Below are 8,360 nucleotides of genomic sequence, written 5' to 3' on the forward strand. Positions count from 1 at the left end.
GCAGAAGCGGTCCTTCCGGGCGCCCGCGCCGGGACGATACGGCCAGGGCCGTGAGGTGCACGGCCTCCTGTCCGGTCCATCGATGTGAGGCGATTCATTGTGAACCGACGCGCAGCCGCTCTGTGCGGTGCCGCCGCCGTGGTTGCCGGAATGATCACCGCGGTACCGGCCGACGCGAGCCCGGCCTCCGCGACCGCCCGGCGCACCGCTTCGTCCGCCGACGCGCCGGGGGCCGCGGCGAAGCCCGCCTGGACGAAGTGCGGCACCAAGAACTATCCGACGCTCCAGTGCGCGTCCCTGAAGGTGCCCCTCGACCACGCGAACCCGCGCGGCCGGAAGATCACACTCGCGCTGTCCCGGGTCCCGCACACCTCCAAGAAGACCTATCAGGGCCCCCTGCTGGTGAACCCGGGCGGTCCCGGCGGCAGCGGTCTGACCCTCGCCGGATTCGTCGCGGCCTCGCTCCCGAAGAACGTGGCGGCCCAGTACGACGTGATCGGCTTCGACCCGCGCGGGGTCGGCGCGAGCAAGCCCGCCCTGAACTGCCGGCCGGGGCACTTCAAGCCGGTGCGCCCCGACTCCCTGCCGACGACCCCCGCTCTCGAAGAGGCCAACCTCGACCGCGTCGAGGCGTTCGCGAAGGCCTGCGCGAGCAAGTACGGGGATCTGCTGCCGTACATCGACACGGTGAGCGCGGTCCAGGACATGGACGCGATCCGCGGCGCGCTCGGCGCGAAGCGGATCAACTACTTCGGGTACTCGTACGGCACCTACCTGGGCGCCGTCTACGCCAAGCTGTATCCGGAGCGGGTACGGCGCATGGTGCTGGACTCCGTCGTCGATCCCACCGGCGTCTGGTACGACGACAACATCGCGCAGGACCACGCGTTCAACACCCGCCACCGGGCCTTCCTGGCCTGGGTCGCCAAGCACGACGCGACGTACGGGCTCGGCACCGATCCGGAGAGGATCGAGGCGGCCTGGTACGCGATGCGGGCGGCGCTCGCGAAGAAGCCGGCGGACGGGACGGTCGGCGCCTCGGAGCTGGAGGACACCTTCTCCCCCGGCGCCTACTTCAACGGCTACTGGCCGTATCTCGCCGAGGCGTTCGCGGCCTACGTGAAGACGAAGAACGACGACCTGCTGGTCGAGGCGTACGAGAACTTCGGGGCCGTCGACACCGCGGGCGACAACGGCTACAGCGTCTACACCTCGGTGCAGTGCCGTGACGCGAGCTGGCCGCGCGACTGGGACGAGTGGCGCCACGACAACTGGAACGTGTACAAGAAGGCGCCCTTCATGACGTGGAGCAACGCCTGGTACAACGCCCCGTGCGCGTTCTGGCCCACGGACTCGGCCGAGCCCGTCGACGTCTCGAACGACGCGGTGCCGCCGGTGCTGCTGTTCCAGGCGACGGACGACGCCGCGACCCCGTACGAGGGCGGTGTCACGGTCCATCACCTGCTGGACGGCTCCAGCCTGGTGGTCGAGCAGGGCGGCGGCAACCACGGTGTCACGCTGAGCGGCAACACCTGCCTGGACAAGCACCTGGCCGCCTATCTCACCGACGGCAGGGTGCCGCGCGGGAACGGCGAGGCCGACGCGGTGTGCGCGAAGCTGCCCGACCCCAAGCCGCTGACCGCGAAGGCGGGCGCGGGCACGGCCTCACGCGGCGCGACCCTGCACGGCCTGATCGGTTTCCGCGGCTAGCCGGAACCGGCCTGGACCGGCCTGGGCCCGTCTGAGCCGGCCTGGGCCGGTCCGCCGATCGGGGCAGGTCCGGCTGATCGGGGCAGGTCGGGGGCGTTGTCAGTGCGGTGGTGCAGGATTGATCCATGACCGGACCGATCCGCATCACCGCCCCCGACGGCGTCGCCCCCGCCGCCGCGTACGCGCACGTCGTCATGGGCACGGGCCGCTTCGTGGCGGTCTCGGGCCAGCTGGCGCTCGACGAGGACGGAGCCGTGGTCGGCGAGGGCGACCCGGCCGCGCAGGCCCGGCAGGTCTTCGAGAACCTGCGGCGCTGCCTCGCCGCGGCCGGCGCGGGCTTCGACGACGTGGTCAAACTGACCTACTTCGTCACGGACATGGCCCACCTGCCGGCCATCCGCGCGGCCCGGGCCGAGCACATCCCGCAGGACCGCCTCCCGGCCGCCTCCGCCGTACAGGTAGCCGCCCTCGTCCGCCCGGAGTTCCTGATGGAGATAGAGGCGTTCGCGATACTGCCCGCATGAGCCGTACCGAAGCCCCGCCCCACGTCCGCGACATGACGCTGTCCGACTGCCCCCGCGTGGCAGAGATCCGGGTACGCGGCTGGCAGAGCGCGTACCACGGGCTCATGCCCCGGTCGTACCTCGACGGGCTCGACGTGGCGGCCGAAATCCCGCTTCGGCGGGCCCGCTTCGAGCAGGCGGGGCCGGGCGTGGTGAACCTCGTCGCGGAGTCGGCCGGTGAGGTCGTCGGCTGGGCCTGCCACGGGCCCTACCGCGGCGGGGAACCGCGTCCCCGGGACGCCGGGAGTGGCGGGGACGCCGAGTTGTACGCGATCTACGTCGACCCCGGCCGGTTCGGACGCGGGGTGGGCCGTGCCCTGCTGCGGGCGTCGGTCGAGCGGTGCGCCGCCGCGGGGCACGACCGGATGCTGCTCTGGGTCCTGCGGGAGAACGCGGGCGCGCGCCGTTTCTACGAGCGGGCCGGTTTCGCCGCGGACGGCGTCGAGGAGCCCTACGAGGTCGAGGGCGTCGAGGTGCCGGAGGTGCGGTACGCCCGGCCGCTGGGAGGCCGCGTCACCCCTTCGGGAGGCTGACGCAGAAGACCGCGCCGTTCGGCCGGCCCGGTTCGTACCAGGCGTCGCCGCCGTTGGCCCGGGCCAGGCTGCGGGCGATCCACAGGCCGAGTCCGGTGCCCTCGGTGGCCGCCGCGGTGGCGGGATCGCGGCGGTAACGCTCGAAGAGGTGCGGCACGAAGGACTCCGGCACGCCGGGGCCGTGGTCCGCGACGCGGAGTTCGATGCGCCCGTCGGCTTCCCGTGCGGTGATCTCGACGGGGTCCCGGCCGTAGGCGAGCGCGTTCTCCAGGTAGTTGCCGAAGATCTCGGCGAGACCCGCGCGGTCGACACGCGCCACCAGCCGGGCCGGGACGGCGAGTCTCAGTCCGTCGTGGGCGGCCCCGGACTCGGCGAACCGGTCCCGCAGGAAGCCCAGCACCTGCACCGGCTCCGGGACGCCCTGCCGGCCGGCGCCGTCGAGCCGTGCGGCGGTGAGGAGTTTGCGGACCAGGGCCTGCAGCCGGGCCGTGCGTTCGGCGATCCGCTCGACCACCTCCGCGCGCCGCTCGTCGGTCAGTCCGGGCGGCGGCTCCCTGAGCACGTGCACCAGCGCGCCCAGGGCGGCGAGCGGGTTGTGCAGCTGGTGCGCGGCGACGGCGACGACCACGCTCTGGTGCTCCAAAGCGGCCTGGAGCACATGGTCGGCCTGCTGCCTGCGGGTTCCGTCGCGCAGGGTGGCCACGTACAGGCGTCGGCCGTCGAACCGGGCGAGGGCGACCGTCATCTCGACGACCTTGTTGCGGCCGTTCGGCAGGACCAGCGTGACCTCGGTGGACTCCCCGTCGGCGAGCGGAAAGCCGAACACGGAGCCGATCAGTTCGTCGGCCGGCCGCTCCAGCAGCGCCGCCGCGGCCGGGTTGCACGCTCCCACGCAGCCGTCGGCGTCGACCGCGACGATGCCGTCGGGCGCGGCCAGCATCATGGCCGCGTACAGCTCCTGACGCCCGTCGTCAGCCATCGCGATCGTCCCCGCACCCCCTTCGCCGGCCCAGCGGTCCGTCCCGTGGTCCCTCCGGTGCACCGGTGCCTCGCATGTCCCCCGCTTCCTCCCGCCGGGCACCCGGCGGTGAGGCCGGCAGGCCCCCTTCACCGGCCGCCCGTCGCGGCTTCCCCACGGCGTCGACGCCCCCTGTCCGCAAACGGTCGGACAGGCGGTACGTACAGCACAGCAGGCGCGCGTCGGCCGACGCGGCGGGGTCCGGGCCGTGCACCCGGACCTGTGCGGTACGCGGAACGCACGGGTCTCCTTCCGGCGCCCCCTGCCACCTGCCGCTGACCGGCCACTGACCGGCCGCCCCCTGCGTTCCCCTTCAACTCTGTACCGTCCACGGGGCGTTGGGCCAGACACGGGAGGCATATTCCCGGGTACGGCCGGGACCCGCCGGGGGTCTTCAGCACTACGCTCGAAAGCGCATCGCCACCACCGGCCCGGGGAGAGCCGGCCATCCGGAGGGGGAGGATCCGGGATGATCCGCGTGCTCGTGGTCGAGGACCAGCGCGCGCTGGCCGACGCACTGGCCATCGCCATCGGAGCACAGCCGGACCTGGACTGCGGCGAAGCGGTGGGTACGGTCGACGAGGCGTTGCGGGAGGCGGCCCGTCGGCCCCCCTCCGTGGTCCTGATGGACATCCATCTGCCGGGCACGGACGGTATCGAGGGCACGCGGCTGCTGAAGAAGGTCCACCCTTCGGCCCGGGTGGTGGTGCTGACCGCGGACGCGGCCCCCGACCAGCTGGCGCGGGCGGTGACGGCGGGCGCCTCGGCGTTCCTCGCCAAGCACAGCCCGTTCGGGGACATCCTCACCGCGATCCGGACGACGGCCACCGGCAAGCTGCTCGTGGAGGAGTCGACCCTGGCGGCCCGGCTGCCGCCGCGGCAGCGCAACGGGGGCGGGCTGACCCGCCGTGAGCACGAGGTACTGGTCCTGCTCGCGCAGGGGCACGACCTCAGGTCGATCGCGGACCGGCTGGTCCTCAGCCGGCACACGGTACGCGGACATGTGAAGAGTGTGCTGGTCAAGCTGCGTGCGCACAGTCAGCTGGAGGCGGTGGTGACGGCCACCCGGCTGGGCATCCTGCCGCGCGAGCTGCCGTAGGGCGGTGAATCAGCCCATCTGAGGGGGCCGTTCGCCCCGCCTGGGGGATTTCCGACGGACAGCCCGTCGCTTATGGTGCGAAATGTGCGACCTCCCACGGCAACGGTACGAGCCGATCCAGCCGATGCCGGGCGACTTCCCGATCCCCTGTCGCACCCAGCCGGGCGGTCGCACGACCGGGGCCGCCGGGGAGCAGGACCCGGGCCACATGCGCGGAGATGACGGCAGTTCGGATCCCGCGAAGTTCGTCCGCCTGCCGGTCGCCCGTCTCCCGCCGGGCGAACCCCCGGCGACCCCCCGTCAGGGGCGCGGGAAACCGCGCGGCCCGCCCCCGCCCCGAAAGGGGCGCGAGGAACGGCGCGACAAGCCCCCACCAACCCGCAGGTGCACACAACCGAACCCACCACCCCCTAGGGGCGCGGGCAACTGCGCACCCAGCCCCCACCGGCCCGCAGCCACAAACAGGCCCCTACACGCACCCACCCCCACCCGCTAACCCCGCCCCCGCGGGCCCGGTGGGACACGCTGAGCCGGCAGCCGCCGCAACGCATCAGCCGCAGCCCCCGCCAACTCCGGATGCACCAGCGCCTCGTTCAGCACAGGCCGAGCCCGCTCGTCCCCCAGCACCCCCAGCCCCTCCACACACGCGAGCGCCACCCGCCGGTACGGATCGTGCGGCCGGAACCGCCGCGCCAGGGTGGTGATCAGCGCGGGCACGGACTCCGGCGCACGGAGTTCGACCAGCAGCCGCACCGGATGAAGCGCGTAGGCGACGCGCAGCTCGTTCGTGGCGAGGGCGGCCGCCGCCCGCGCGGTCCGCGGATCCCCCAGCCGGGCCATCGCGTAAGCGGCGGAGGCGCACCGCTGCGGATCCCGGTGGTTGAGCAGCAGGACGAGCGCCTCGAAGGCCCGTCTGTCCCCGGCGACACCGAGCCGGAACGCGGCCAGTTCCCGCGCCCACAGCGGCTGTTCGGGAGCGGTGAGCACGGCGGCCAGCTCGTCGAGATCGCCGGTCGCCGCCAGTCGTTCGTACGAGAAGGACGCCATCGTGCCCGCCTCCTGCTGTAAGCGCTGGGTGAGCGATCGCAACTCTTCGTCCATGATGCAGAGACTATCGGCGACATAGGTCACATGGACCGGCCAGGAAGGCGGGCTGGCGCGCTCGTTACTCACCGGTTAAGCTCAATCGAGCGAGTTACCCACTCGTGGATCTGCCCGTGGTGGCCTGGTGACGCAGCCGCCGCGGGAACACCCTCGCACCCCCGGGTCGCGAGGGAGCTGGTCGGTTCGGTACTTCGGGTACTCCGAGCACTTCGGATACCTCAGTACGACGTGACGGCACGGCTCCGGGACAGGGCCTGTCGGTTCTCCTCAGCGTTTCTCACCGTGTCGCGGGTTTCGTGCACCCCACCCGCGACCGGCACCGGGCGTGTGCGCTTCGCAGCCCGGCACCACCCGCAGGCATCACGCGCACGCACTCCGTGCACCCTCCGCACTCCGTGCGCCCGTCGGCGTATCCGCGTGCGTCCCTCAGTCGTCACTCATTCCTGGAGTCCCGCGATGGCCACTCCCCTGTCCGACCCCTCGTTGTCCTCCGTGTCCCTCCTGCGGACCGTCGCCGTCGTCGGCCTCGGCACGATGGGCACCGGTATCGCCGAGATCCTCGCCCGGGCCGGCCGCGAGGTCGTCGGCATCGACGTCAGCGAGGCCGCCGCGGCGCAGGCCGTCGGCGCGCTGGAGTCCTCGACCGCCCGTGCCGTGCGGCGCGGGCGCCTCACCGAGCAGGAGCGCGACGACACCCTCGCCCGTTTCCGCACCTTCACCGATCTGCGGGCCGCGGCCGACGCGGACCTGGTGATCGAGGTGGCCCCGGAGTCGTACGAGATCAAGCATCAGATCTTCCGGGAGCTGGACGGTGTCGTGCGGCCGGGGACGATCCTGGCGACCGGCACGAACGCCCTGTCGGTCACCCGGCTGGCCGCCGACTCGGCCCACCCCGAACGGGTCCTGGGCCTGCACTTCTTCAACCCCGCGCCCGCGATGAAGCTCGTCGAGGTCGTCTCGTCCGTGCTGACCGCGCCGGGCGCCGTGGCCGCCGTGACCGACCTCGCCCTCGAACTCGGCAAGGAGCCCGTCGCGGTCGGCGACCGCCCCGGCTTCGTCGCGGACGGCCTGCTCTTCGGCTACCTCAACCAGGCAGCCGCGATGTACGAGGCCAAGTACGCGAGCCGCGAGGACATCGACGCCGCGATGCGGCTGGGCTGCGGCCTGCCGATGGGCCCGCTCGCCCTGCTGGACCTGATCGGCGTGGACACCGCGCGTACGGTCCTGGAGGCCATGTACGCCGAGTCGCACGACCGGCTGCACGCGCCGGCGCCGATCCTCAAGCAGCTCAGCCAGGCGGGCCTGACCGGCCGCAAGTCGGGGCGCGGCTTCTACACGTACGACGCCCCGGGCGGCGCGAGCGTCGTCCCGGACTCGTTGACGCCGTCCGCCGCGGGGTCCGGGACGGCCGGCCGGACCGTGCGCTCGGTCGGCGTCGCGGGCTCCGGAACGATGGCGTCCGGCATCGCGGAGGTCTTCGCGAAGGCCGGGTACGACGTCGTCCTCGCCGCCCGCACCGAGGAGAAGGCCGAGACCGCGAAGGCCCGTATCGGCAAGTCCCTCTCGCGCTCCGTCGACAAGGGCCGCATGACGGCCGAAGCGGCTGCGGAGACACTGGGGCGCATCACCCCGGCGGGGTCGTACGAGGCCTTCGCCGACGTCGATCTGGCGCTGGAGGCCGTCGCCGAGGACCTGGAGATCAAGCAGCAGCTCTTCGCGGTGTTCGACAAGGTCTGCAAGCCGGGCGCGATCCTGGCCACGACGACGTCCTCGCTGCCCGTCGTCGCCTGCGCGCGGGCCACCTCGCGGCCGCAGGACGTGATCGGCATGCACTTCTTCAACCCGGCGCCCGCGATGAAGCTGGTCGAGGTCGTGCGGACGGTCCTGACGGCGGACGACGTGCACGCCACGGTCCGTGAGCTGTGCGCGAAGGTCCGCAAGCACCCGGTGGACTGCGGTGACCGGGCGGGTTTCATCGTCAACGCGCTCCTGTTCCCCTACCTGAACAACGCGATCAAGATGGTCGAGGAGCACTACGCGACGCTCGACGACATCGACGCCGCGATGAAGCTCGGCGGGGGCTACCCGATGGGGCCCTTCGAGCTCCTCGACGTGGTCGGCCTCGATGTCTCGCTGGCCATCGAGAAGGTGCTGCACCGCGAGTTCCGTGACCCGGGCCTGGCCCCGGCGCCGCTCCTGGAGCACCTGGTGGCCGCGGGCTGCCTCGGCCGCAAGACGGGCCGCGGCTTCCGCGAATATGCGCGGCGCTGAGCCGCCGCGCGAAGACGGGCCCGGGGACCGGCCCGGCATGTGCGCCTCCGGGCCAGGGGACC

Annotated in this window: 7 protein-coding genes; 5 read left to right on the plus strand and 2 right to left on the minus strand. The window is 72.7% G+C overall.

The window, feature by feature from the left end:
- Positions 1–99: 99 nt before the first annotated feature.
- The 3 genes from ACFWGJ_RS17435 to ACFWGJ_RS17445 all read left to right on the plus strand — a co-directional run bounded on the left by ACFWGJ_RS17435 (position 100) and on the right by ACFWGJ_RS17445 (position 2,806).
- Positions 100–1,710: an alpha/beta hydrolase gene (locus tag ACFWGJ_RS17435; RefSeq protein ID WP_387325045.1), complete on the plus strand. Its 1,611-nt coding sequence runs from the start codon at positions 100–102 to the stop codon at positions 1,708–1,710.
- 125 nt (positions 1,711–1,835) lie between these two features.
- Complete coding sequence (locus tag ACFWGJ_RS17440; protein ID WP_387325048.1) at positions 1,836–2,234, plus strand: RidA family protein; 399 nt, start codon at positions 1,836–1,838, stop codon at positions 2,232–2,234.
- Positions 2,231–2,806: a GNAT family N-acetyltransferase gene (locus ACFWGJ_RS17445; protein WP_387325051.1), complete on the plus strand. Its 576-nt coding sequence runs from the start codon at positions 2,231–2,233 to the stop codon at positions 2,804–2,806. Before ACFWGJ_RS17440 ends, ACFWGJ_RS17445 begins: the two co-directional genes overlap by 4 nt.
- Here the strand turns inward: ACFWGJ_RS17445 and ACFWGJ_RS17450 are convergent.
- Positions 2,787–3,785 carry an ATP-binding protein gene (locus tag ACFWGJ_RS17450; protein ID WP_387325054.1) on the minus strand — a complete coding sequence of 333 codons (999 nt, stop codon included), beginning with the start codon at positions 3,783–3,785 and terminating at the stop codon, positions 2,787–2,789. The two genes, ACFWGJ_RS17445 and ACFWGJ_RS17450, sit on opposite strands and share 20 nt — an antisense overlap.
- 508 nt (positions 3,786–4,293) lie before the next feature.
- Here ACFWGJ_RS17450 and ACFWGJ_RS17455 point away from each other — a divergent pair.
- Positions 4,294–4,923 carry a response regulator gene (locus ACFWGJ_RS17455; protein WP_387325057.1) on the plus strand — a complete coding sequence of 210 codons (630 nt, stop codon included), beginning with the start codon at positions 4,294–4,296 and terminating at the stop codon, positions 4,921–4,923.
- Between the two features lie 492 nt (positions 4,924–5,415).
- Here ACFWGJ_RS17455 and ACFWGJ_RS17460 read toward each other — a convergent pair whose 3' ends face one another.
- Positions 5,416–6,024 (minus strand): adenylosuccinate lyase, encoded by a 609-nt coding sequence (locus ACFWGJ_RS17460; RefSeq protein WP_387325059.1) that lies wholly within the window; start codon positions 6,022–6,024, stop codon positions 5,416–5,418.
- A gap of 459 nt (positions 6,025–6,483) precedes the next feature.
- Here ACFWGJ_RS17460 and ACFWGJ_RS17465 point away from each other — a divergent pair, with 459 nt between their 5' ends.
- Complete coding sequence (locus tag ACFWGJ_RS17465) at positions 6,484–8,298, plus strand: 3-hydroxyacyl-CoA dehydrogenase family protein (RefSeq protein WP_387325061.1); 1,815 nt, start codon at positions 6,484–6,486, stop codon at positions 8,296–8,298.
- Positions 8,299–8,360 lie beyond the last annotated feature (62 nt).

This window comes from Streptomyces sp. NPDC060205 (genome assembly GCF_042728395.1).
Lineage (GTDB): Bacteria > Actinomycetota > Actinomycetes > Streptomycetales > Streptomycetaceae > Streptomyces.

What these genes read in the sequence shown, in the direction of transcription:
- ACFWGJ_RS17465 (WP_387325061.1), top strand. Translation starts at nt 6,484, where the DNA reads ATGGCCACTCCCCTGTCCGACCCCTCGTTGTCCTCCGTGTCCCTCCTG.
- ACFWGJ_RS17440 (WP_387325048.1), top strand. Translation starts at nt 1,836, where the DNA reads ATGACCGGACCGATCCGCATCACCGCCCCCGACGGCGTCGCCCCCGCC.
- ACFWGJ_RS17455 (WP_387325057.1), top strand. Translation starts at nt 4,294, where the DNA reads ATGATCCGCGTGCTCGTGGTCGAGGACCAGCGCGCGCTGGCCGACGCA.
- ACFWGJ_RS17445 (WP_387325051.1), top strand. Translation starts at nt 2,231, where the DNA reads ATGAGCCGTACCGAAGCCCCGCCCCACGTCCGCGACATGACGCTGTCC.
- ACFWGJ_RS17450 (WP_387325054.1), bottom strand. Translation starts at nt 3,785, where the DNA reads ATGGCTGACGACGGGCGTCAGGAGCTGTACGCGGCCATGATGCTGGCC.
- ACFWGJ_RS17460 (WP_387325059.1), bottom strand. Translation starts at nt 6,024, where the DNA reads ATGGACGAAGAGTTGCGATCGCTCACCCAGCGCTTACAGCAGGAGGCG.